Origin of the sequence: Nocardia albiluteola (assembly GCF_018860155.1) — a bacterium.
Lineage (GTDB): Bacteria > Actinomycetota > Actinomycetes > Mycobacteriales > Mycobacteriaceae > Nocardia > Nocardia albiluteola.
The window spans coordinates 507,893-531,478 of sequence record NZ_JAHKNI010000003.1 but is presented as its reverse complement, the minus strand read 5'-3'; the positions used below and the strand labels follow the sequence as shown (position 1 = coordinate 531,478).

Below are 23,586 nucleotides of genomic sequence, written 5' to 3'. Positions count from 1 at the left end.
CACAATGTATACACCAGGAGGAATCCGATCATGCCCATCAGAATCGCGTTGGCTCAGGTGAACAGCACCACAGACCTCGGCGAGAACCTCGCGATCATCGACACCCTGACCGCCCGCGCCGCGGCGGCCGGCGCGCGACTCGTCGCGTTCCCCGAGGCGACGATGCACCCCTTCGGCGCGCCGCTGCACCCGATCGCCCAGCCGCTGGACGGACCGTGGGCCCGGGGCGTTCGTGAAATCGCCGAACGGGCCGGAATCACCGTGGTCGCCGGGATGTTCACCCCGTGCGACGACGGTCGCGTCCACAACACCCTACTGGTCGCGGGCGAGATCACCGCGCACTACGACAAGATTCACCTCTACGACGCATTCGGCTACGCCGAGTCCGCGACCGTGGCCCCCGGCGAGAAGCCGCTGACGGCCGAGATCGCGGGCACCACAATAGGTTTCGCCACTTGCTACGACCTGCGCTTCCCCGGCCTGTTCCAGACCATGGCCGCCGCGGGCGCCACCTGCGTGGTCGTCGCGGCATCGTGGGGCGACGGCCCCGGCAAGGTCGAGCAGTGGCAGCTGCTCACCCGCGCCCGCGCCCTGGACGCCACCAGCTACATCGCCGCCTGCGGCCAGGCGCGCCCGGCCGACCGCGCCGGCGAAAACAGCACGGCCCCACTGGGAGTGGGCCACAGCTGTGTCGTCGCCCCCGACGGCAAGGTACTCGCCGCCCTCGGCCCCGACCCGGACCTGCTCATCACCGACATCGACCCGGAGACCGTCGCCCCACTACGGCAGACTCTCCCCGTCCTGGTGAACCGTCGATACTGAGCCCGCCCCGGCGACGGTGCACAACTCACCGGCCCGTGTGACGCCGCCGGAGGTAATCGTCACGGGCCGCTCAGGCCGTGAGATGTGCTCTGGCACACCGCCGGAAGTCCGCGACGAGGGCGGAATCCTCGGCCCGCGTTGCCAGGACGACCCGGCTCGGCGCGACACCGCGCAGCGGGATCAGCGCCAGGTCCGTTCGGGTGGCGTTGACGTGGCTGCGCGTGGCGACCGCGAGTGTGTCGCCGGAGGCCACGAACTCCCAGGTGTCGTCCAGCGTGTTCATGACGGGGCCGGTGGGTGCGGGACGGCCGTCGGGCCTCGGTTCCAGGCGCCAGAAGGCATTGCAATCGGGATCGAGACCTGGAACCCACTGCAGGGGTTCGTCGGCAATGTCCGCGAGGTGGGCGAATGGCCGCCCGGCCAGGCGATGATTGCGGGGGACGATGACGACGCGCTCTTCCTCGTAGAGCCGGGTGACGCGCAGCCCATCGGCTGGAAATGGCAGGCGGGCGACGACCGCGTCCACCTGGTGGTCCAGTAGCGCCTCGGCGGGTCGACGCCACCCCAGATACATCGTCCGCACGGTGGCGTCCCGATGTCGGCGGCGTAGTTCCCGGGTCGCCCCGGTGACCGTCAAGCCTGCGGTGTATCCGATCGAAATGCCGTCGGGACCGGCGGTTTTCCGCGCCGCGGCGGCGGCCTCCGCCGCGGCGCGCAGCAATATCCTGGCCTTGGGCGCGAAGGCCTCCCCCGCTTCGCTCAGACGGGCGCCCTGGGGTGTCCGATGGAACAGCCGCACCCCCAATTGCCGTTCCAGGCCGCGGATCTGACGACTGAGCGACGGCTGTCCCACGTGCACAGCGGCCGCGGCCCGGCCGAAATTCGCATGGTCCGCGACGGCCAGGAAATAGCGGACCACCCGCAGGTCCAGATCCAGCGGCGGCACGGCATCGGTCATGGCTCCACGGTAGCCGCACCGTCGGACGATGCCTACCGGGCATGTCCGATTCCGGCCTGGGCATTGGACGCCCGCGCGGATCGGTCACAGGCTGAAAACATCGCCGCGACGGCGACGACGGGATCGAGTGAAGGAGTCCACCGAAGTGTTCACGATCCGCGACGAACTCCGCACCGTGCTGCGGGATGTCGCCCCCGAGCGGCCGATCGAAACGCCGCAGTCGACACGGATTTCGGTGGCCGGACACGAGCTGCTGAACTTCTGCGCCAACGACTATCTCGGGCTGGCCAACCACCCGCGGGTGCTCGCGGCGGCGAAGTCGGCGCTGGACACCCACGGATTCGACATGGCCAGTGTGCGTTTCGTCTGCGGGACCCAGCCGCTGCACATCGAACTCGAGCGCGCGATCTCCGGTCTGCTGCGCACCGAGGCGGCCCTGCTGCAGGGTTCGTGTTTCGACGCCAACGGCGGGATTTTCCAGGCACTGCTCGACAATCGGGACGCGGTGATCAGCGATGCGCTCAATCACGCCTCCATCATCGACGGCATCCGTCTCTGCCAGGCGGCCCGGTTTCGGTATCGCACAAGGGATATCGATGACCTCGAGGCGCAGCTGCGACAGGCCGCCGGATACCGCCGCCGCCTCGTCGTCACCGACGGGGTGTTCTCCATGGACGGCTCCCGGGCACCCCTGGCCGCGATCTGCGATCTCGCCGAGCGTCACGACGCGATGGTGATGGTCGACGACTCGCACGGCGTGGGAGTCCTGGGCGTCACGGGGGCAGGCACCGCCGAGGCGGCCGGAGTGCAGGATCGAGTCGACATCGTCACCGGCACGCTCGGGAAGGCCCTGGGCGGTGCGTCCGGCGGATTTGTCGCCGGCAGGTCGGAAATCGTCGAATTGCTCCGCCGCCACTCCCGACCGTACGTCTTCTCCAATGCGGTGCCACCGGTCGTTGCGGCCGGGTCACTCGCCGCGATCGAATTGGTGAAAACCGGTGCGGCCGACCGGCATCGGCTCCGGGAGAATACGGAGTCGTTCCGCCGCTCGATGATCGAGGCCGGTTTCGAGCTGTTGCCCGGCGATCATCCGATCGTCCCGGTCATGTTCGGCGATTCCGCCCTCGCCGATCGGATGTCCGCGGCCCTGTCCGCGCATGGCGTCCACGCGGTCGCCTTCGCCCACCCGGTCGTGGCGCGGGGTGCGGCGCGCATCAGGGTCCAGTTGTCGGCCGCGCACACGGATGCGGAGATCGCCTACTGTGTCGACGCTTTCGTCCGGGCCCGGAACGACGTGGCGGCCGGCGGCAACGCGTGAACGAGGATGCGTTCGAGATGCCCGATGCGCCGATGCGGTGGCCGGGCGGTAAGAAGGCCGCGGTCATGATCACTGTGGCCGTGGAGCTGTGGTCACCGGGCCACTGGCCGGTCTATGCCCCGATGGCCCGGGCGTGGCCGCTGCCGGGAGTGCCCGATACGCACAGCGTCTCCTGGTCCGAATACGGCGCCACCACCGGGGTGTGGCGGTTGCTCGATATCCTGCGATCTCACGGCCTGCCCGCCACCTTCGGCATCAACGGCCTTGTCGCCGAACGATTTCCGCAGGCGGTGCGCGCTGTACACGATGCCGGGCACGAGATCGCGGCGCACTCCTACGCGCAGGATGTCATTCCGGCGCTGCTGGACCCCGGCGCGGAACGCGAGAACATCCGCCGATGCACCGCGCTCCTCGAGAATCTCACCGGCGTGCGGCCGATCGGGTGGATGAGTCCCCGGGCCTCGGGCACGGCGCACACCCCCGAACTGCTGACCGAGGCCGGTTACCGGTGGTCGGGTGATTACAACGACTACGAGCTGCCCCGGGTGCTGGCGACCCCGGCGGGTCCGCTCGTCGCGATCATGCACAGCGAACTGTCCGATATCCGCGGCGCCGCCGGGCCTCGGGAGTATCTGGACAGTCATCTCGACCTGCTCGGGCAGGTGCTCGACGCACCGGGGCCGGGGGTATTCAACCTGACCGTGCACGCGCACGTCGGCGCCAGGCCGCTGCTGTCCGGCATGTTCGACCGGATCCTCGAGCGCATCGAGGCGGTGCGCGCCGACGTGTGGATCGCCACGCATCGGCAGGTCACCGAACACGTTCTTACCCACCAGTATTCGCAAGGGAGTTCGCATGGTTGAGACGCTCGTCATCGGTGGCACGGGCGCGATGGGCAGCAGAGTCGTCCACCGCCTGCTTCGGTCGGCCGACGCCGCCGTCACGGTACTCACCCGGAATCCCCACTCGGACAAGGCCGCCGAGCTGCTGGCGCGCGGCGGTGGCCGGGTTCGCGTTCGCCAGGGCGATCTGGACAATCCCGAGAGTATCCGCGCGGCCGTCGCCAATTCCGAACAGGTGTTCTGCAATACCGACTTCTGGTCCGGCGCAAGCGTTCTCGGTGAGTACCGCAAGGGGATCACCGCACTGGAGGCGGCCCGATCGGCACGGGTCGAACGATTCGTCTGGTCCAGTCTCGACAGCGCCGTGACCCTCACCAGCGGATCCATCCCGGTACCGCACTTCGACGCGAAGGCCGCGGTCGCGGCGCACATCAACATGCTCCGATCCGACGAGACGATGCGCGAGGCCGACGACGGCTGGTACAGCACGCACGTGTCGATCCTGACGACCTCGCCCTACTTCGAGAACCTGCGAGAACGGCTCGCGCCCCGGCGCGGCCCGCTCCCCGACGGACGCTCCGGGCTGACGTTCTCCCTTCCACTGGGAACGGGCAGATATCCGCTGATCGGCCTGGACGACATCGCCTGGTTCGCCGATTTCATGTTCCGGAACTGGCAGAGTTGGGGCGCCCGCGATCTCGCCGTCACCGCCGACAGCCTGACCGGCGACGAGATAGCCGCCACGGTCGAGCGGGTCACGGGGACACCGTGCCGATACCACGCGATGCCCCCGGACACGTTGCGGACGACGATGCCGGGCGTCGGCCACGACTACGCGGCAATGTTCCGGTTCTTCCAGGCACGCGACATCCTCACCCTCGACCGGAACCTCGCGCACCTGCGCGCGCTCCATCCCGAGATGATGACCTTCGAGGACTGGCTGCGCGCCGAGAAAACCGCCTGAGGTCAGGCGGGTCTCATGGTGCGCATGGTCCGCCCGGTCTTCCAGAAGGCGCGCAGGGCCACTATCTCGCCGGCCGCGGTGCCCCGCGCCCTCCGGATCGAAAGCCGAAGGGCCGACCGGGTCTTCGACGATGGCGTCCACGGCGAACCGATCCAGCCAGGCAGCTTTGTCGTCGATCTCCCGCAGCCGGATTCTCGCAGGCCCGCTCAGGCTGTGGCGCGGCGGCGGACGGTGCGCTCGAGGATGCCGAGGGTCGCCTTGAGCGCGGACTCGGGGACGACCGGGAAGGTGAGCCGCTCCTTCCAGGTCTCGTCGAGCTCGGACCAGTCGTAGTAGGAGGTGACACGGGTACCGTCCGCGGCCGGCTCGAGCCGATAACCGTAGATGTGCCGGACGGGCGGGCGGATCTGCCCCTCGACCGTCCACGCGATCTCCCGGCCGGGCACCAGCTTGGTGATGACGACCTCGACGTCGTACTTGCCCAGCGGAAAATCGCCGAGGGCCTCCCGATCCATATGAACCACGAAGCGATCACCGGCCTGCTCGACCGGCTTCCCCTCGGCATCCATGAGCATGCCCGACGCGTCGATGTCCACGTGGCCCTGCGGGTCGGTCAGCACCGCGAAGATGGCCTCGGCGGACGCCGGGACGAGTCGCGAAACCTCAATTCGCTCAATGTCTTCGCCGCCGCTGGGCGTTCCCGCGCTCACGGCGGCCGAGTCGGGCCGCTGGGGTTCGTTCGTGCTCATCGCGTCATGCCTTTCACGCCGTGCCGGATCCAGTACTCGTCCGTCCACGTCGGAGACTACGCCCAGGCGGGATCACGGCCGGTCCGGCCGAGGATGCGGGCCAAGGTGGGTGCATCGGCCGGCACCGCGATCTCCGGTCCGTACATGCCCATCTGCCGCCCCTGCTCGACGCCGGCGAACACCCTGTCGTGCAGATGCGCCAGCAGGTCGGCGGGCAGTTCCAGCCGCTGCCCGGTCGCGACCGCCAGATCCCAGCCGTGCACGGCCAGTTCGCCGATGATCATGTCGCCCATGACGGGCGCGGGCAGCATTTGGGGCGTGCCCATGGTCGTCTCGCCCTCCCAGGCGCTCGGCGGCGCCCATGACGACGTGATGTCGTCCAGCAGGGCGAGCAGTCGGCTGCGCCAGTCGGAGGCCGCCAGGTCCACATCGGACTCGGAGCCCGCGGGCTGCGGAACGAATTCCTTGCGGCCGGCGCCGGCGAGCGAGGGGCCCCAGAACAGGAGGTGGTTAACCAGTGCCCGCACGTCGTACTCCGTGCACGAAGTCTTGTTGGCGAGCTGGTCGTCGGTGATGTTGCGGGCGACCGCGGCCATGGCCTCGGCCGCGTTGGACAGGTGTGACATGGCAGTGACGCTAGGCGGCGCGGACCAGGTATCAGCGCCACGCGTTCCACCGCCCGTCGCCGGTGCTCGCGCCATGGGTGGCGCAGTACTGGGAGGCTCGCGTTCGTGCTCGACCACCTGCCGGACGACGACCCCCGGGTGCGCCAGGCGGTGGCCGCGGTCGAGCTGATCGCCGAGGACACGGCCGTGACCAGAGTCGAACATCTCTCCGGCGAGCTGGGGCTGAGCATGCGGGGGCTGCAACGGCTGTTCGCGGAGTACGTCGGCATCGGGCCCAAGTGGGTGATCCGCCGCTACCGGCTGCACGAGGTGACCGACCGCATGGCCACCGGCGGGGCGATCGACTGGGCCGCGCTGGCGGCGGATCTCGGCTACGCCGACCAGGCCCACTTCATCCGCGACTTCAAGAGCATGTTCGGCGAGCCGCCGACCTGGTATGCGCAGCGGTATTAGGCCGTGGCGCGCTGCGGATCGCCACCTATCAGCTCGCGACCGCCGTGCGGTCGGCACAGTACCGACCGGCGCTACCCGCCCAGCCGCCCGGGCCCCTGCCGCGACCGGCTCGCCAGTGCTCCCGGCCGCGACGGCACTGTAGGACGCCGGGTGCGCGCGGATGCCGGGCGGTCCGGGCCGGAGGATAGGACCGCGGCCCGCGACGCGCGGCCGGAGATGTCCGGGAAACGAGGTGCCGTCCGGCCAGGATGGGACCATGACGAACCTCCGCACGGGTGTGCTGGCCGCGGGGATCGCACTGGTGCTGGCGATCACGGCGGGATGCGCACGGGAATCAGGGACCGTGGGGCTGCGGTTCGCGGTTGCCGAGGGGTTGAACACCAACGACTTTGTGCAGCAGGGGCCGGTGGCGGCGCATCTGGTGCTGCGCTCGGGCCACGAACCGCGGCTGGTGGTGGCATTCCCGGCCGGCGACAGCGGCGTCGGAGTGTGGTTCGCGCCGCTGTCCGCCCCGGCCGCCTGGACCGTCACCGATACTCCGCAGCCCCACCGGGAGAACGATTCTCGCGGGCGGCCGCAGTACGGCATCGCGTTCGATGCCACGATCGCGACGCCGGAGCTGGTACCGCGGCAGGCGATCCTGTCCAGCGTCCGGGTCCTGCGCGATTTCGATCAGAACAGCACTGTTCCGCCGGAAGTCCTTGTCGCGCCTACTGTTTCGGGCTCCACGCTCAGCTGGGCGCGGGACCGTCTCGACGGTGCGCCCGGCTACCACCTCACCATCACCGTGACCGACGGCAGCGTGCGACCGGACGGCGCGGCCCTCGCGGCGGGCGCCGACGGGCGCATCGGCCTGCGAATCACCTCCTCGACCGGTGACACACCGCTGACGCCCTTGTCGGGGAACGATCTGCTCAACGGCACACAGCGCCGTCTCGGCCCGGCGGAGAACACGCTCGCCTACCTGAGCTACCGGGAGAAATTCCTCGCCGGCTCATGGCATTTCGACACCTACTTCGGACGGGACACGCTCATCTCGCTGATGCTGCTCATGCCCGCGCTCGCACCTGCCGCGGTGGACGCCGGACTGGACTCTGTCCTGACCCGGCTGAGCCCGGACGGCCGGGTCGCCCACGAGGAGTCGATAGCGGAATACGCCGTCCTCGAGCATCGGCGCCAGGACGGAACCTCCAGCTCCGCACCGATCTACGACTACACGATGATCGACGAGACCTATCTGCTGGCGCCGGTGATCGCCGCCTACCTGCTCGACGACCGTGCCGGTTCGACGCATGCGCGCGACTACTTCCGAGCCGATCCCCGTCGCGCGAGCGAGCTGGTCTCGAACCTGCGACGCGTCGTGGCCACGGCGAACGCGTTCGCGCGGGATCCGCTATACACCAATCTGATCGGGCTGCCTCCCGGCCAGGCGGCCGGACAGTGGCGCGACAGCCCCTACGGTCTCGCTGGCGGGCGGTACCCGTACGACGTGAACTGCGTACTGGTACCGGCCGCGCTCGAGGCCGCCGCACGGTTGACCGCGAGCGGGCTGCTCGATCCCGCGCTCGGAGCCGCGGACCGAGTGGCATTGGCCCCGGCCGCCGCCGACGCGACCATCTGGCGCGCCGCGGCCGCCAGCCTGTTCTCGGTGACCGTGAGCAACGCTGCAGCCGCTCGCGCCATCCCGGCCTACGCCGCCGAGATCGGCGTCCGGCCCGGCGACGCACTGCGAGCACTCGGCTCGAATCCCTTCTCCTTCAACGCCATCGCCCTGGACGCCGACGGCCACGCGATACCCGTCGTCCATACGGACGAGGTCTTCGACCTGCTGTTCGGCTCCCCCACCCCCGAGGCGCTCGCCCGCGACGTCACGATCCTGGCCACGCCGTTTCCGCTGGGACTGACGACCGGCGCGGGCCTGCTCGTAGCGAACCCTGCCTTCGCCGATCCTACTGTGCGGCAAGGTATCACGACACACGACTACCACGGGACCGTCGCCTGGTCCTGGGTGCAGGCCGCCTTCGCCACGGGCCTGAACCGCCAGCTCGCCCGCACCGACCTGCCCGCCACGGTCCGCGATCAGCTGATCACCGCACGAAAAGCCCTGTGGCACACCATCGATGCCGTAGCACCCATGCGGAATTCCGAACTGTGGAGCTGGGCCTACCGCGACGGCGCCTACCATCCGGTGGCCTTCGGCGCGGCGACCGCCGACGCGACCGAATCCGACGCCGCCCAGCTGTGGAGCACGGCCTACCTCGCCATCACCCCACCATGAGCCACCGCCCGTGCCATTGGACTGTACGAGAACACCCATTCGGTTGCCCGACGACCGCCCCCACGAAAGTACCGATGGCCCTGGCATGATCGGCGCGGCGAGCAAGCTTCCCGATCCCACCGGAAACCGGGCACGCGAGCTGATTGGTTCTCTCCCACTCAGCGGAATTCGTAGCGGCGGTTCCCCGGCCGACACAGTCCAATCAGACGTGGGTCACAGCCGACGCGGGTCGGCGGATGACGAACGGAGTGTGCGGTGGGTCTGAGCTCGGATCGGGTCGTGGTGGTTACCGGCGCGAGTCGCGGTGCGGGGAAGGGAATCGCCCTGGCACTGGGGGCGACGGGGGCGAAGGTGTACGTCACCGGGAGAACGAAATCCGAGGGTGATTCGCCACTGCCCGGAACGGTGTTCGCGACAGCCGAGGAGATCACCCGGCGCGGCGGCGTCGGCATGCCCGTGGTGGTCGACCACGGCGACGACGCGCAGGTGCGGGCGTTGTTCGAGCAGGTGCGCGCGGAGAACGGCCGCCTCGACATCCTGGTCAACAATGCGCTGGTGGTCCCGGACGCGCTGACCATGAAGGGCCCGTTCTGGGACAAGCCGCTGTCACTGCTGGACCTGTTCGACGTCGGCATGCGGTCCAGCTATGTCTCCACCTACTACGCCGCGCCGCTCCTGGTCGCGAATGGTGCTGGCCTGGTGGTGAATACGTCGTCGTTCGGCGGCGCCTGCTATATGCACGGCCCGGCGTACGGTGCGGGTAAAGCCGCGGTCGACAAGATGGCCCACGATATGGCCGTCGACTTCCGGCCGTTCGGGGTCGCGGTCGTCTCGATCTGGATGGGCCTGCTCAAAACCGAACGCACACTTGCGGCTTTCGCGGCGAACCCGGGCGCATACGAGGGGCTGGCGGCCACGGCCGAGTCCCCGGAGTTCACCGGACGCGTGATCGACGCTCTGGCCCGCGACCCGGAAATGATGCAGCGCAGCGGCCGCGTGCTGATCGGCGCCGAGATCGGGGCGGAGCTCGGGGTCCGCGATATCGACGATCGGCAGCCGCCGTCACATCGCCCGTTCCTCGGGAATCCGCCGGACTTCGCCGACGCCGTCGTCGACTGATCCGCCGACCCGGAAAACCTTGTCCGGCAGTCACTTTGCCCCACACATCCCAACACAGACGGGACGAGCCCATGGATCTCGCGCAACGCATCGACGCCCTGGAACAGATCGAGGCGATCAAGCACCTCAAATACCGGTACTGGCGGGCCTGTGACGGCAAGGACCCCAAGACCTTCCGCGACTGTTTCATTCGCAAGGGCGCGAGCATCGACTACGGCCGGCTCGGCGCCTTCGAGGACGCCGACCCGATGACCGAGATCTTCACCTGGGTGGCGCTGCACACCGTCGACGGTAAGCACGTCATCTACGACATGCATCACGGCATGCACCCGGAGATCACGCTGACGGGCGAGCTGACCGCGGTCGGGAAATGGACGCTGCGGTTCCGCCAGATCAACCTGCTCGACCGCACCGAAACCCTGTCCACCGGCGAGTACGACGACGCGTACCTGCTCGAGGACGGCGAGTGGCGGATGTCCAAGTGCCACTTCACCGAGACCTGGTCGATCACCCGCCCGCTGCCCGACGGCGCGGTGGTGAACGAGGGGACCTTCGCGGGCCCGGCGACGTCCTCGGCGCCTGCCGGGTCCTGAGCATCTCATCGTGAAATCTGTAGGAGCATAGTGAAATTCGGTCTTTCCCTCTTCACCAGCGACCGCGGAATCGGTCCCGCCGACGCGGCGCGCGCCGCCGAGGACAGCGGGTTCGACACCTTCTACGTCCCCGAGCACACCCATATTCCGGTGGCGCGGACCTCCGATCACCCGGCCACGGGCGATGAAACACTGCCGGACGATCGCTACATGCGCACCCTGGACCCGTGGGTGGCGCTCGGTGCGGCCGCCGCGGTCACCACGCGAATCGGGCTCGGCACCTCGGTCGCCCTCCCCCTCGAGCACGACCCCATCACCCTCGCCAAGACCATCGCCACCCTCGACCACATGTCCGGCGGGCGGGTCGTATTCGGCGTCGGATACGGCTGGAACCTCGAAGAGCTCGCCGATCACGGTGTGCCGCCGGCCAAGCGCCGCACCGTGCTGCGCGAGTACCTCGAGGCCATGGGTGCACTGTGGACCCAGGACGAGGCCGCCTACGAGGGCGAATACGTCCGATTCGCGGCGAGCTGGGCGTGGCCCAAGCCGGTGCAGCGCCCGCGCCCGCCGATCCTGGTCGGCGCGGGCGGCTCGGAGAAGACCTTCGCCTGGATCGTGCGCTCGGCCGACGGCTGGATCACCACACCGATCGAGCAGCAGATCGACTCCGGAGTCCAACTGCTCCAGAAGATGTGGACCGACGCCGGACGCACCGGCAGCCCGCACGTCAGCGTGCTCGCCGCCGAACCCGACCCCGACGCCCTGCGGCACTGGCGCGACACCGGGGTGGCCGAGGTGGTGTTCTCCATCCCGGACACGACCGCCGACGAGGCACGCGCCTACATCACTCGACTCGCCGAGCAGCTGAAAGGGCAGCGCTAGACCCACACAGCCGTTATATCCCTGCCGCGGGCGAACCCACGCAATACCGTCGCGATCGCATGCGAGGTGGCGGCCTCGCGTTCGGCCGCCTCGACCTCGGCCAGCGGGCCGTCGACGACCCGCTCCGGTGTACCCACGTCGGGTGCGCCGGAGCCCTCGTCCCGGCGCAGCGGTCACGACGCGGACCGAAGATCCTCGAGTGTGATGGGCGGAAGATACTCCCCCACGAGGGTGCGGTGCCACCACGCTCGCTCGCGCACCAGTTCGCCCGGAGTAGTGAAGCGATAGAGGTAGAGCTGTACTCGTAGACACCCCGGCCGGGAATCGGGGAACGGATTGTGGCGCAGCAATCGCAACGTCGCCCGATCGTTCCGCAACAGCCGAATCAGCAAGGGCCCCAACCACGGCCGCGCATAGTCCGGCGAGAGAGCCGCGAACCACAGGAGCCAATCCAGGCGCAGATGGTACGGCGCCCACTGTCTCGGCAACCGGCGCGGATCGCCGGGCTTGCCCTTGAACCCGTATTCCTTCCAGACCGTCTCGTCCGTGATGGGCGGCCCGTCGGCGCCCTCGATGACGAGCTCGAAGCGGGTGCGTCCGATGCGGCCGAAGGCCCCGTAGGTATTGACCAGGCGATACGGATTGAACGACATGTTCATGCGCTGCCGGTGGGACAGCAGATTGCGCGCCGGCCAATAGCTCAGCACCGCCACCAGCGCGGTGAACGCGATAACCAGGGCCACGAACCACGGCGGGGCCGCCGGTAGCGCCGGTGCGTGCGGGATCGGCAGCACCGTGCCCGCGCCGGAGTCGGTGATCGCGCTGGCGGCCAGCACGATGGTCAGCCAATTCAGCCAGGCGAAATTACCCGACAGCACCAACCACAGCTGGGTCGCGACGACGATCGCGCCGGCGACCTCGGCGACCGGCTGCGGTGCGAACAATCCGAACGGAACGACCAGCTGCGCAACGTGATTCGCCGCCACCTCGACGCGATGCAACGGTTTGGGCAGGTGATGGAAGAACCAGCTCAGCGGCCCCGGCATCGGCTGGGTTTCGTGGTGGTAGTACAGGCAGGTCAGATCGCGCCAGCAGGGATCGCCGCGCAGCTTGATGAGTCCGGCGCCGAACTCGACCCGGAACAGCAGCCACCGCGCCAGCCACAGCACCAGCACCGGCGGCGCCACCCGATCGTTGCCCAGGAAGATCGCCAGAAAGCCGGTCTCGAGCAGCAAGGTCTCCCACCCGAACGAGTACCACACCTGTCCGACATTGACGATCGACAAATACAGCACCCACAGCGCCAACCAGATCGCCATCGCCGCCCCCAACGGCAGCAGATCGGCGAGGCCGCCGCACACCGCCGCCGCCAGCGCCGCCCCGCACCAGGCCACGACGGCGAAGAACCGGTCCGAATAGTGCAGCTGAAAAATGCTCGGAACCTGCCCGAACGAGCGCCGAGCCACGAATCGCGGCACCGGCAGCATCCCCTCTGAGCCGATCAGCGCCCGGAACTGTCTGGCGGCCGCCACGAAGGCAAGCACGTAGACGGCCGCGGTACCCCGCTCGAGTACCTGCCGGCCCAACCAGTATTCGGGTGCGTCGAACCATCCCATGCCCGCGACTCCTCGCACGCCGGACGTTCGATCCCATTGTCGCACCCGCGCCATAGCTAGGGCCCTGCTACTCGCGGCCGCCGCGCTCCCGGGCTACGCTGCTCGCGCCCGCCCCACTGCCCAGCTTCCGGGACCAGCCGACACAGCAGCTCGGCCCTAGATCAACAGAGCGGCTCGCGCTGCGCCATGGCGGACAGCTGCCGCACTCTCTTCCGCATCCCACCAGGTGACAATTCGGTCGATCCTGCAGACCCAGCCTATGCGCTCGTTGCTCGCTTACTCTCAGGATGCGGCTGCGCGCTCACCGCTGGGGATTCAGGTCGCAGATCACCACCGGGATCTCGCGGGTGGTTCGCGTTTGATAGTTCGCGTAGCCCTGGTAGGCCTTGGTGATCTGCGGCCACAGCCGCGCACGCTCCTGCGGACTCGCGGTGCGGGCGTGCGCCTGTCGCCGGCGGCCGGCGATCACCAGTTCGACGTCGGGATGCGCCTGAACGTTGCGGTACCAGTCGGGATGGCGGTCGTCACCGCCCTTCGACGCGACCAGCACGACCCGATCCGCGTCGTGAACCGGAGAGGTCAGGTAGCAGGATCGCGGCTGCCCCGACTTGCGTCCGGTGGTGTGCAGTTCGACCACCGGCATGCCGAACGGGTTGGCCAGCAATCGGTTTCCGCTCACCGTGAGGACCAGCCGGTGGGCGAGGTTCATGAGTTTGGCCCCGCCGTCTTTCACCGTGTTCTTGTTCACCGCGCACCCCTTGTCCGGATCTTCTTCGCCGCGTCGTGATCGGTCGGCCGACCGCCATCGCAAGTCAACGGCGCACACATTAGCAGAAATGTGATCGGCGTCAACATATGATCGCCGGCGCCCCAGCGACGCCTTGGATGCCCAACCCTCACAAGTGTTGACGCCGCTTACATCCTTCATTAATGTTAGCGGCGCACACGCAATGTGTACACCAATAACATTACGAGGGAAGGGAGGCTTCCGTGCCCAGCGCCTCAACACGAGACACGTTGTTTTCACCGGTCGAACTGCGGTCCGGGCAGGTACTGCGCAATCGCATCGCGAAGGCCGCCATGGAGGAGGGGATGGCCGGCCAGGCCCAGCTGCCCGACGAGCGGCTGATCGCGCTGTACCGGCGGTGGGGCGCCGGCGGTGCGGGACTGCTGATCACCGGCAATGTGATGGTGCACGCCGAGGCACTCACCGGGCCCGGTGGCATCGTGCTGAACTCCGAGTCCCCGCTCGAACAGTTCGTGGCCTGGGCGCAAGCTGGAAAGGCCGCCGGGGCGGCGATGTGGATGCAGATCAGTCACCCCGGACGCCAGATGCAGGCGAATATGCCCGGAGTCGTGTGGGGTCCCTCCGACATCGCCGTCGACCTGGGCCGCCACTCCAAGCGATTCGGCCGGCCCGCCGCGATGACCGGCGAACAGATCCGCGACACCATCACGCGCTTCGCCACCACCGCCGCGCGAGCCGAACTCGCCGGCTTCGACGGCGTGGAAATCCATGCGGCACACGGCTATCTGCTGTCTCAGTTCCTGTCCCCGCTGGTGAACAACCGCACCGACGAATGGGGCGGATCCCTCGAGAACCGCGCGCGGATCCTGCTGAAGATCGTGCGGGCCACGCGTGCGGCGGTGTCCCCGGAATTCGCCGTCGCGGTGAAGCTGAACTCCGCCGACTTCCAGCGCGGCGGCTTCGACGCCGACGACGCGCATAAGGTCATCGGCATGCTCGCCGTTCTGGGCGTGGATCTCGTCGAAGTGTCGGGCGGCAGCTATGAGAGTCCCGCCATGTCGGGCCGGCCCACCGACGGACGCACCGCCGCGCGCGAGGCCTACTTCCTGGAGCTGGCCGCGGACCTGGCCAGGACCAGCCCGATCCCGCTCATGCTGACCGGCGGCATCACCCGCAGCGAGACCGCCGAGGCCGTGCTCGCCGAGAATGTCGCGGTCATCGGCATGGGCACCGCCCTTGCGGTCACCCCCGATCTGCCCAACCGGTGGCGCGAAGGGCTCGGCGCCGCAGGCGCTTTGCGGCCGGTGACCTGGTCGGACAAACCCCTCGCCTCGCTGGCCCAGATGGCACAGGTGCGTTACCAGATGCGCCGGATGGCGGTCGGGAAGGAACCCGCCCTCGGCATCCGGCCCGCACTCGCCCTCGTCGCCGACCAACGCGCCAAGAGCCGCGCACTGCGCCGATACTCCCGATGGCTGGCGTCGGCCCGGCGGGCACGAACCGCATAGACCGGGCCCGATGTCGCAAAACACCTGTGCCCCTGCTCATCTCGACGAGCCCGGCTCGTCGCCGACACCTCGAACGACGCCGCCGACACCCTGCGCACGATCGACTCCCCCGCGATCGTGGTGGACCACTCGCGCGGCGCGCTGGTCGCGACCGCCCTCGCCGAGCGCCGCCCCGACCTCGTCACGGCGTTGGTCATACTCTGCCCGCCCTGGTCCCTGGCGAGCCGCGCGACCGCCCGCGGGCCGATCGAGCGCGCCCTCACCCAGCCCGGCCTCGGAGATCTGTTGTGGGCCTTGGCTTCCGGGGAACGCCAGCGGGCCGCACAACGCAGCGCCTTCGCCCCGGGCACCCCGGTGCCGGACCAGTTCGTCGCTGACCTGCGCACCCGCGGGCGCCGCAACTTCGCCGCCGGCACCCGCGCCATCGACACCTACCTCGCCGTCCGCGCCCTCCCCGACCGGCTGGCCCGGCTGACACGACCGATCGCACTGGCCTTCGGCGAACTCGACGCGCGAGTGCGTTCCCCCACAGTGGAATTCGCCACCCTGCCCAACGCCACGACAACGACGCTGCGCGGCGTCGGGCACACCCCAGCGCGGGAGGCCCCGCAGGCGGTCGCGGATCTGATCACCCAAGCAATGCCGGCCACGTCGCCGTAACGGTGACGCGCCGCGCCGCCTTCCTCGAGATCACCGACATCGCGATCACCGCGCGCTACTATGCGCGCAATACCGGCTACTGAAATACACCGAGCCCCAGACCATCGTGCAGCAGCGATCGCAGGGCTTCACCCCGGAGCGCGGCTCGGCCACGACCAGTGGTCCCGGATCCTCACCGTCGCGCTCGAGACGCTGCGCCGAGTGGGCGCCCATTGAGCCGCACCCACGACCCGCGAATCATCGCACACAGTAAGGAGTTTCAGACATGACCAAGCGAATCCTGAACGTCGTCACCAACGTCGGCCATTACGACGACCCGTCGCATCCCACCGGCCTGTGGTTGTCCGAGCTCACCCACACCTGGAAGGTGTTCCAGGACCACGGATTCGAGCAGACCCTCGTCAGCCCCGCGGGCGGTCCATCGCCGCTCGAGCCGAGATCGCTGAAGTTCCCCAACTACGACAAGACCGCCAAGGAGTGGCGGGCCGACCCGGCACGCATGGACCTGCTCGAGAAGACGGCCAGTCCCGATGACATCGACTCGGCGGACTACGACGCGATCTATTTCACCGGCGGCCACGCGGTGATGTACGACTTCCCGGACAGCGCCGGCCTGCAGCGCATCACACGGGAGATCTTCGAGCGCGGCGGCATCGTCGCGTCGGTCTGCCACGGGTACTGCGGCCTGCTGAACACGAAGCTGTCCGACGGCTCCTACCTGGTCGCCGGCCGCAAGCTCACCGGGTTCGCCTGGCAGGAGGAAGTACTTGCCGGCGCGTCCAAGCTCGTGCCCTACAACGCCGAAGCCGAGGTGAAGAACCGCGGCGCGCGCTACGAGAAGGCGCTGCTGCCGTTCGTCTCCTACGCGGTCGTCGACGGCAACCTCGTCACCGGGCAGAACCCCGGATCGGCCAAGGAGACCGCGAAGAAGGTTGCCGCCCTTCTGTAATCCCGCGTCACTGCTGCTGATGCGTGGTCGCGGGTTGGTTGATCTCAGCCTTGGTCACCAAACCGTGTCTCCCGCAACGCCGCCGGACTCCGTCCACGCGCGCCGAGTATGGCACGGCCGACTACTGCCCCCACTCACCGCTGCTCACGGTTCACGAACAGTGAGCAGCACTTTGCCGACCGTCTCGGCCGAATCGAGCAACAGGTGCGCCTCGGCGACGTCGGTGATCGGCACCTGCGCGGAAACGACGGGACGCACGGCACCGGCGGCGATCATCGGCCACAGTTCCCGGCGCAGTGCGGCGACGATCTCGGCCTTGGAACCGGGCCCCTGCTCCGGCCGGCGGCGCAGGTTCGTCGCGTGAATCGAGCCGCGCTTGCCCAGCAGCACACCGAGATTCACCTCCGCGACGGCGCCGTCCTGCATTCCGATGATCGTCAGGTTGCCGCCCTCGGCCAGCGCATCCACATTGCGGCCGAGATATCCGGCGCCCATGATGTCCAGAATCACGTCGGCGCCACCGTATTCCGCGGTCACGACCGATACGAAATCCTGCTCTCGATAGTTGATCAGCGTGTCCGCCCCGAGGTCGCGGCAGCGATCGAGCTTGAACTGCGATCCGGCGGTCACCGCGACGCGTGCGTTGAGCGCGCGGCCCACCTGGATGGCGTGCGTGCCGATGCCGCTGCCGCCCCCATGCACCAGCAGCGTCTGCCCCGCGCGCAGCCCACCGGCCATCACCACATTCGACCAGACCGTCGCGGCGGCCTCGGGCAGTGCCGCGGCGGCGGTCAGGCTCACCCCGTCAGGCACCGGCAGCACGCGGGTGACCGGCACACTCACCCGCTCGGCATAGCCGCCGCCGGGCAGCAGCGCGCAGACCGCGTCGCCGGGCTGCCACTCCTGCACGCCTGCGCCGACCTCGGCGATCACACCGGAAACCTCGAGCCCCAGGATTTCACTGGCGCCCGGCGGCGGCGGGTAGACGCCCCACCGCTGTGCGATGTCGGCGCGATTGACACCGGCCGCGACCACGTCCACCGCCACTTCCCCGGGACCGGGCGCCGGCAGGTCGTCGACCTTCTCCCACTTCATGACCTCGGGTCCTCCGAAGCCGTCGAGCGTCACCGCGAACATGTCATCTCCTCGTCGATCGACAGTATGTACACAGCGCTAACATTACTCCGAATCAGGGCCGCTGACATTCCGATGTCGATCGCGTTCGGTGAACCCGATCACCGCATGGTCCGCACCACACGGCGCCACCCGTCCGGCTCGGCCTCAGCGCCCGCCGGACCTCGAGACGGCGAGGATAGCCGAAATCGCCGCGCGCACCTGATCGGCGACGACCTTGTCGGAGGAGGCGTCGAGCTTTCCGTCCAGGTGCAGGAAGGCCAGACCGTGCACCAGCGCCCACATCGCCGTCGCGGTCGGCTCCGGGTCCGCGGCCGGAAAGGCCTCCCGCACCAGGGATTCCAGATACTCGTGGATCGCCTCCACCGCCGCAACCCGCTCCGTGCTGCTCGTGTCGCAGGACTCGGTGAACATCACCCGGAACATGCCGGGCCGCCGCAGCGCGAACCGCACGTATTCGATCGCGACATCGGCGAGCCCCGCGGGCGTCACCGGCTGGGGGTGCACCGCGGCCAGCTGCTGCGCCAAATCGCGGTACCCCACCGCAGCGACGGCGGACAGCAACGCATCGCGATCCGCGAAATGCCGGTAGGGCGCCGCGGTGGACACCCCGGCGCGCCGGGCCGCCCCACGCAGCGACAACTCCGCCGCGCCGCCCTCCTCGAGCAGCTCGACAGCCGCCCGCACCAGCGCATTGGGCAGATCACCATGGTGATACGGCGTCGCCGACGTTGCCATAAGAATTGACCCCAACAAGTTCTCTCACCGATTACATCGTCCTGCCACGTTACCGCCACCCACCGCACAGCCCGCGGACACCAATGCTTACGACCGGTTCGTGTCGAACTGTGTTGGTTCTCATCCGTTCTGTCGTGTGTCGCGCCGTCTGAACTGGGATTCTCCACTGCCCGCGGGCCTTGATGGTTGTACCTGTAATGCAGTGCCCCACACACAGCCTCGCGTAGCGTCCCATATCGTGGAATATGTCTTCCTGGCGATACCGTTGCCGCCGGAGGGCACTGGTCAGGCTCAACGACATTGAAACCGACCTTGAACAACGTCGCCAACGGGCACACGACGAAGGGTGGCTCGGTGCGAGTCGTTGCTCCAGATCAGTGAGGCTGCGGTGAAGAATCTCGACGAGTCGGCCCACCGAACCACCGGTGCAGGGCGACCGACAGGGCGGACATATCCGGGTTCTCGTCGGCGGCCCAAGCGACGTACCCGTCGGGCCGGACGAGCAGCGCGGACCACGCCACCTGCTGCGCGGGTTTGATCGACACCACCCGTACCCGAGCTGCCCAGCCATCGACTGCATCCCGCACTGTCGCGTTATCGGCCAGATCCACTAGCAGCGCACGTCCGTCCGCGCAATGGTCGCCAACCCGTGTGCCGTCGGCCAACTCGATGTCCGGGGCGGGCGCTCCGACCAGGTCGTGGTCCCCGGACTCGTACCGGTGCAGTACGCCGGATAGCTTGGTCAGCACATAGGTCGCGCCGTCGGGCGTGGAGATAAGGTCGCTGAGCACGTTGCGCAGTGCCAGGCTGCGCGCATCGGTTCGCATGGCGGCGACTTGTGCGCGCGTCCACTCCAACACCCACTTGCCGACCGGATGCCGCTCGGCGGTGTAGGTGTCGAGCAAATCCTCTGGCGCCGTACCCTTCACAACGGCGGCGAGTTTCCAACCCAGGTTCACCGCGTCACCGATGCCGAGGTTCTGCCCTTGCCCGCCCAATGGCGAATGCACGTGTGCCGCATCGCCGGCCAGCAGCACCCGACCCAGTCGATACGTGTTCGCCTGTCGCGTGTGGTCGGTGAAGCGAGTAGCCGAGTGGATCGCGGTGACTTCGACGTCGACACCTGCCACCTTCCGTAGCGTCGCCTCCAACTCCGCCGGCGTGATGGGTGCTTCACGATCTTCCGGTGGACCGTCGAACTCGACGGTGACCACCCGCCCCGGGTATGGCCCGTGCAGATAAACGCCGCCATCGGTGCGATTCCACCCCGCTCGCAGTTTCTCGTGACCGATCATGTCGACAACGAACTGGCGCGCCGTGACTTCCGGGTCTACACCGGGGAATTCGAATCCGGCGAGCTTGCGCACGACACTGCGCCCGCCGTCGGCGCCCACCAGCCATTCGCCTCGAACCGTGCGCCCGTCGCCCAATCCGACTGTGACACCGTCACCGTCGGCGGTGAATCCGGTGACTTCGGCGCCGCGCAACACCGTGACGCCGAGGTCGGCCGCACGCTCATTCAGCAGCGCCTCGATCTCCTGCTGCGACACCAGGATCACGCCCGCCGCCGGTCCGGCATGCGTGAACATCGGACCAGTGAAATCAACCAGACTGGTGTCGAGCACAATACCCGCGAAGTGAGCTCCTACCGGACCGCCGCCGACAGCGTTCTCGATTCCCTTGGACGCCAGAAACTTCTGCGTCCGCTCCACTGCGGCGTCGTGCCGCTCCTGCAGTTGCGGCAACATGCCACGCCGGTAAAAGGCTTGAGCCGTCGCTAAGTTCACGTACCCGGCTTTCATCGTCGGGTCGATACTCGTGAGCCGCTCGATCACCAGCACGTCGATGCCGGCCAACCCCAGCTCGCATGCCAACATCAGGCCCACTGGGCCACCTCCGGCAATCACCACGGAGTAGTCGGCGGCCCCGCTTGATCGACTACCTACGGACTCTTCCGATGGAGCCAAAGGGAATTCCTCTCAATCGTTGGTTGCGCTGGCCAAGGCTGACGCGGATAGCGTTTCCGCCCTGGCGCGCTAAAGCAGTCTTTGACTGCGTTAGAGGACTGTAAAGGTGTTGCCGCACAAACGCAAGTACCAACTGCGTTAAGGTGTGTGGCGTGAACGAGCGACAGCCAGTCCGACGGCCCGGCGGGCGCGCCGCCCGCGTCGGCGCGGCGGTCCACCGGGCCGTCACCGACCTGATCAGCGAACGCGGCTACGGCAACTTCACCGTCGGCGAGGTCGCAGCCCGCGCGGGCATAGCCGACAGCAGCATCTACCGCCGGTGGGGCAATCTGGAAAGCCTGCTCACCGAGGTGGCGCTCACCCGCCTCAACGCGGTGTCACCGATGCCTGACACCGGGAGCCTGGACGGCGACCTGCGCACTTACGCGGCCCAAGTGGCCCGTGAGATCACCGGACCCGACGGCCCGGCGGTGCTACACCTGGCCGTCGCCCTGTCGAGCAACGGTCAGCAGGGCATGCGGGCCGGTGACAACCTCCGCGCCGAACGCATGCGGCAACTGCAGTCCATGCTCGATCGCGCACACGACCGCGGCGAGCACGCACCCGACGCGTTCGACGTGCTGGATCACATCCTGGCCCCGATGTACATCCGCGTCTTATTCAACATGGGCCCGCTCACCGCGGACTACATCGACAGGCTCGTCGACCGATTGCTGTGATCCCCGGTTCCCGCGATCACCCCTCGGACGTGGCGCCGGGCCCGGTGAGGTGCTCGGCCGACACGCGGCCAGCTCGAGCATCCAACCCTTCGCTGGCTCACACGGCCCCGGCTGAATCCACCGGTGGGCGGGCCATCGACGCGGATCGATCGGCCCACATCTGGCCTCCCGACTCCCCACTCACGACAAGCACCTCGCGGAGTGGGCTATCGGACTTCGGGGAAGACCAGTTCGGCGTTCACGCCATCGGCGAGCGGGAAGTACCCGAGGAACGTGACGCCATCCGCTTGGGCGTCGAAGCGTGCGATGCGCATACCCTCGGGCTCGTAGAACACGTCGCCGGCCTCGAGCCTGGTCTCGGGCTCACCCTCGATCTGGTAGATCGCCGAACCCGACTCGATGTTGCCGAAGACCGGCCCGTTGTGGATATGCAGCCCTGCTGCGTGCCCGGGAGCGATAGTGATCCGCCGAATCTCGACGCGCTCGGTGGCCAAGACCGCGGGCAGCTTCTGATCCATGACGATCACACGGCTCGTTCGGGGTGTCGGTTCGGCCTGTTCTGCACCTTCATCGCCGTATTCGGCGTCCGTCACGACCTGAGCGAACTCCGCCGTCCGCCCATCCGCCGGCAGCTCTTCTACGGCCACATGGGTCATCGCGCTGTCGGGTGTTGCACCGTGCCAATGCCACTCGCCGGGCTCGATCCGTACGGTGTCACCGGCGCAGATGGTCTCGACCTGTCCTCCGCGGCGCTGCACGAGCCCCGTGCCGTCGGTCACTACGAGCACCTGCCCGACCGGGTGACGGTGCCAGCGTGTGCGGGCACCCGGCGCGAAGTGAACGCTGTCGACCTGCGTCCGTGACGGCGCGGCGGGGGCGGCGAGTTCTTCGATGCGGGCGTCACCAGTGATCCACTCGGATGATGCAGACACGCTGGTGTGCGGTGCGCGGTATATACGCATGCTTTCGGGCTTCCTTCGCAATTTCTGTGTTGTTCGATGTTCAGCGGACGGTATGGCTGTCGAGCAGCGCGAGCTGTGAACTCGGTCAAGACACTCGAGAGGCCGACCCGCGGAAGGACCTACGGACAGCAACGCTCAGTCGATGAAGTCGCGCAGGAGCTTCGCGAACTCGGTCGGCCGCTCGGCCATCACGATGTGCCCGCCGTCGATTTCCGCATATGTAGCACCCGGGATAACGGCCGTCAGCTCGCGGGAATACTCCGCGGAGACCAGTACGTCGCGACGGCACCCGATCACCAGTGCTGGTGCCTGGATCTGCGGCAGCAGGTCGCGGACGTCCAGCTGCAGGGCGAGATCGATCTGCCGGAGCCTGCCGGGCTCGGGCCGGTAGGACGTTGCGAGCTCTGCCACGGCCGCCGGGTCGAGCGATTCCAGATACGCACGACTGAAGGCGATCAGCATCGTGTATCGGGCGAAAGCCGCCGCGTCATCGGCGAGATCGCGCCAGAGGGACAACGCCTGGCGGATGTATTCGTCACCCTGCCCGGTCCATCCCGAGACCAGCACCAGGCGGCGGACCAAGTCGGGCCGGACTGCAGCGAGCCTGGCGACCACCGCGCCGCCCATGGAATGCCCGACCACGTCGGCGGGCCCCTGCCCGAGATCGGAAATCACGGCGGCGACCTGCTCGGCGAGCAACTCGACGGTCAGTGCGCCCCCGTCGTCGCGCGCCGCATCGCTGCCCGAAAGATCCGGCAGCACTATCGTTCTGGTTTCCGTGAACGTCTCGGCCACGCGATCCCAGCCCTGCGAGCCTCGGCTGCCCCCATGTACCAGGACCAGCGGTCGGCCCGCGCCCAGCACGCGGTACGGCACCCGCGCGGCACCCACTGTGATCTCCCGCATGACTGTCTCCCTTCGTAGAACTGATAGTCACAGACGTTGCCAGGATCCGATGGCGATGAGCAGAGGAGCGGATTC

The 23,586-nt window shown here is 68.2% G+C and carries 24 protein-coding genes and 1 pseudogene; 13 read left to right on the top strand and 12 right to left on the bottom strand.

Annotated features, from left to right (window positions below; genetic code table 11):
• Positions 1-30: 30 nt before the first annotated feature.
• Positions 31-822 (top strand): carbon-nitrogen hydrolase family protein, encoded by a 792-nt coding sequence (locus tag KO481_RS12125; protein ID WP_215917134.1) that lies wholly within the window; start codon positions 31-33, stop codon positions 820-822.
• A gap of 70 nt (positions 823-892) precedes the next feature.
• Here the strand turns inward: KO481_RS12125 and KO481_RS12120 are convergent, their stop codons facing one another.
• Positions 893-1,780, bottom strand: a complete 888-nt coding sequence (locus KO481_RS12120) for a LysR family transcriptional regulator (RefSeq protein ID WP_215917133.1) — start codon at positions 1,778-1,780, stop codon at positions 893-895.
• A 145-nt stretch (positions 1,781-1,925) separates the two neighbouring features.
• Between KO481_RS12120 and KO481_RS12115 the strand changes: the two genes are divergently transcribed.
• Genes KO481_RS12115 through KO481_RS12105 form a run of 3 tightly spaced genes read left to right on the top strand, consistent with a single transcriptional unit; the run spans position 1,926 to position 4,904 of the window.
• Entirely contained in the window at positions 1,926-3,098 is a 1,173-nt protein-coding gene (locus KO481_RS12115) for a glycine C-acetyltransferase (RefSeq protein ID WP_215917132.1), read from the top strand.
• Positions 3,095-3,961: a polysaccharide deacetylase family protein gene (locus KO481_RS12110; RefSeq protein ID WP_308166544.1), complete on the top strand. Its 867-nt coding sequence runs from the start codon at positions 3,095-3,097 to the stop codon at positions 3,959-3,961. The genes KO481_RS12115 and KO481_RS12110 overlap by 4 nt, the downstream gene beginning before the upstream one ends.
• A complete protein-coding gene (locus tag KO481_RS12105) occupies positions 3,954-4,904 on the top strand; it encodes an NmrA family NAD(P)-binding protein (protein WP_215917131.1) in 951 nt (316 codons plus the stop codon). Before KO481_RS12110 ends, KO481_RS12105 begins: the two co-directional genes overlap by 8 nt.
• 69 nt (positions 4,905-4,973) lie before the next feature.
• On the opposite strand, the pseudogene KO481_RS42930 reads toward KO481_RS12105, so the two are convergent.
• From KO481_RS42930 to KO481_RS12095, 3 genes and pseudogenes are all read right to left on the bottom strand, one after another.
• Positions 4,974-5,114 (bottom strand): annotated as a pseudogene (locus tag KO481_RS42930) (nuclear transport factor 2 family protein); the annotation flags it as partial.
• Positions 5,111-5,653, bottom strand: a complete 543-nt coding sequence (locus KO481_RS12100) for an SRPBCC family protein (protein WP_215917130.1) — start codon at positions 5,651-5,653, stop codon at positions 5,111-5,113. The pseudogene KO481_RS42930 and the gene KO481_RS12100, both read right to left, overlap by 4 nt.
• A 56-nt stretch (positions 5,654-5,709) precedes the next feature.
• Positions 5,710-6,279 carry a TIGR03086 family metal-binding protein gene (locus KO481_RS12095; RefSeq protein WP_215917129.1) on the bottom strand — a complete coding sequence of 190 codons (570 nt, stop codon included), beginning with the start codon at positions 6,277-6,279 and terminating at the stop codon, positions 5,710-5,712.
• Between the two features lie 105 nt (positions 6,280-6,384).
• On the opposite strand from KO481_RS12095, the gene KO481_RS12090 reads away from it, so the two are divergent.
• The 5 genes from KO481_RS12090 (at position 6,385) to KO481_RS12070 (ending at position 11,604) form a co-directional block, all read left to right on the top strand.
• Complete coding sequence (locus tag KO481_RS12090; protein ID WP_308166543.1) at positions 6,385-6,732, top strand: helix-turn-helix domain-containing protein; 348 nt, start codon at positions 6,385-6,387, stop codon at positions 6,730-6,732.
• Between the two features lie 256 nt (positions 6,733-6,988).
• Entirely contained in the window at positions 6,989-9,010 is a 2,022-nt protein-coding gene (locus KO481_RS12085) for a hypothetical protein (protein ID WP_245400753.1), read from the top strand.
• A gap of 261 nt (positions 9,011-9,271) precedes the next feature.
• Positions 9,272-10,129: an SDR family NAD(P)-dependent oxidoreductase gene (locus KO481_RS12080; protein WP_245400851.1), complete on the top strand. Its 858-nt coding sequence runs from the start codon at positions 9,272-9,274 to the stop codon at positions 10,127-10,129.
• A gap of 71 nt (positions 10,130-10,200) precedes the next feature.
• Complete coding sequence (locus KO481_RS12075) at positions 10,201-10,722, top strand: nuclear transport factor 2 family protein (RefSeq protein ID WP_215917127.1); 522 nt, start codon at positions 10,201-10,203, stop codon at positions 10,720-10,722.
• A 30-nt stretch (positions 10,723-10,752) separates the two neighbouring features.
• Positions 10,753-11,604: an LLM class F420-dependent oxidoreductase gene (locus KO481_RS12070; RefSeq protein ID WP_215917126.1), complete on the top strand. Its 852-nt coding sequence runs from the start codon at positions 10,753-10,755 to the stop codon at positions 11,602-11,604.
• Here KO481_RS12070 and KO481_RS12065 read toward each other — a convergent pair.
• The 3 genes from KO481_RS12065 to KO481_RS12055 form a co-directional block, all read right to left on the bottom strand.
• The gene (locus KO481_RS12065) at positions 11,601-11,741 is read right to left on the bottom strand and encodes a hypothetical protein (RefSeq protein WP_215917125.1); all 141 of its coding nucleotides are present in this window, start codon (positions 11,739-11,741) and stop codon (positions 11,601-11,603) included. The two genes, KO481_RS12070 and KO481_RS12065, sit on opposite strands and share 4 nt — an antisense overlap.
• Before the next feature lie 36 nt (positions 11,742-11,777).
• The gene (locus KO481_RS12060; protein WP_215917124.1) at positions 11,778-13,220 is read right to left on the bottom strand and encodes a lipase maturation factor family protein; all 1,443 of its coding nucleotides are present in this window, start codon (positions 13,218-13,220) and stop codon (positions 11,778-11,780) included.
• A 301-nt stretch (positions 13,221-13,521) separates the two neighbouring features.
• The gene (locus KO481_RS12055) at positions 13,522-13,968 is read right to left on the bottom strand and encodes a nitroreductase family deazaflavin-dependent oxidoreductase (protein ID WP_308166541.1); all 447 of its coding nucleotides are present in this window, start codon (positions 13,966-13,968) and stop codon (positions 13,522-13,524) included.
• A 242-nt stretch (positions 13,969-14,210) separates the two neighbouring features.
• Between KO481_RS12055 and KO481_RS12050 the strand changes: the two genes are divergently transcribed.
• From KO481_RS12050 to KO481_RS12040, 3 genes are all read left to right on the top strand, one after another.
• A complete protein-coding gene (locus KO481_RS12050) occupies positions 14,211-15,476 on the top strand; it encodes an NADH:flavin oxidoreductase/NADH oxidase family protein (RefSeq protein WP_308166540.1) in 1,266 nt (421 codons plus the stop codon).
• A 24-nt stretch (positions 15,477-15,500) separates the two neighbouring features.
• Positions 15,501-16,136, top strand: a complete 636-nt coding sequence (locus KO481_RS12045; protein WP_215917373.1) for an alpha/beta fold hydrolase — start codon at positions 15,501-15,503, stop codon at positions 16,134-16,136.
• Between the two features lie 265 nt (positions 16,137-16,401).
• Positions 16,402-17,085: a type 1 glutamine amidotransferase domain-containing protein gene (locus KO481_RS12040; RefSeq protein WP_215917123.1), complete on the top strand. Its 684-nt coding sequence runs from the start codon at positions 16,402-16,404 to the stop codon at positions 17,083-17,085.
• 144 nt (positions 17,086-17,229) lie between these two features.
• Here the strand turns inward: KO481_RS12040 and KO481_RS12035 are convergent, their stop codons facing one another.
• The 3 genes from KO481_RS12035 to KO481_RS12025 form a co-directional block, all read right to left on the bottom strand.
• Positions 17,230-18,222: an NAD(P)H-quinone oxidoreductase gene (locus KO481_RS12035; protein WP_215917122.1), complete on the bottom strand. Its 993-nt coding sequence runs from the start codon at positions 18,220-18,222 to the stop codon at positions 17,230-17,232.
• Between the two features lie 144 nt (positions 18,223-18,366).
• Entirely contained in the window at positions 18,367-18,957 is a 591-nt protein-coding gene (locus tag KO481_RS12030) for a TetR/AcrR family transcriptional regulator (protein ID WP_215917121.1), read from the bottom strand.
• A gap of 374 nt (positions 18,958-19,331) precedes the next feature.
• Positions 19,332-20,864, bottom strand: a complete 1,533-nt coding sequence (locus tag KO481_RS12025) for an FAD-dependent monooxygenase (RefSeq protein ID WP_308166539.1) — start codon at positions 20,862-20,864, stop codon at positions 19,332-19,334.
• A gap of 212 nt (positions 20,865-21,076) precedes the next feature.
• Between KO481_RS12025 and KO481_RS42925 the strand changes: the two genes are divergently transcribed.
• Positions 21,077-21,643 carry a TetR/AcrR family transcriptional regulator gene (locus KO481_RS42925; protein WP_215917120.1) on the top strand — a complete coding sequence of 189 codons (567 nt, stop codon included), beginning with the start codon at positions 21,077-21,079 and terminating at the stop codon, positions 21,641-21,643.
• 206 nt (positions 21,644-21,849) lie between these two features.
• On the opposite strand, the gene KO481_RS12015 is transcribed toward KO481_RS42925, so the two are convergent.
• Together KO481_RS12015 and KO481_RS12010 are read right to left on the bottom strand one after the other, a co-directional pair.
• A complete protein-coding gene (locus tag KO481_RS12015; RefSeq protein ID WP_215917119.1) occupies positions 21,850-22,605 on the bottom strand; it encodes a (R)-mandelonitrile lyase in 756 nt (251 codons plus the stop codon).
• A 135-nt stretch (positions 22,606-22,740) separates the two neighbouring features.
• The gene (locus KO481_RS12010) at positions 22,741-23,511 is read right to left on the bottom strand and encodes an alpha/beta fold hydrolase (protein ID WP_215917118.1); all 771 of its coding nucleotides are present in this window, start codon (positions 23,509-23,511) and stop codon (positions 22,741-22,743) included.
• Positions 23,512-23,586: the final 75 nt, after the last annotated feature.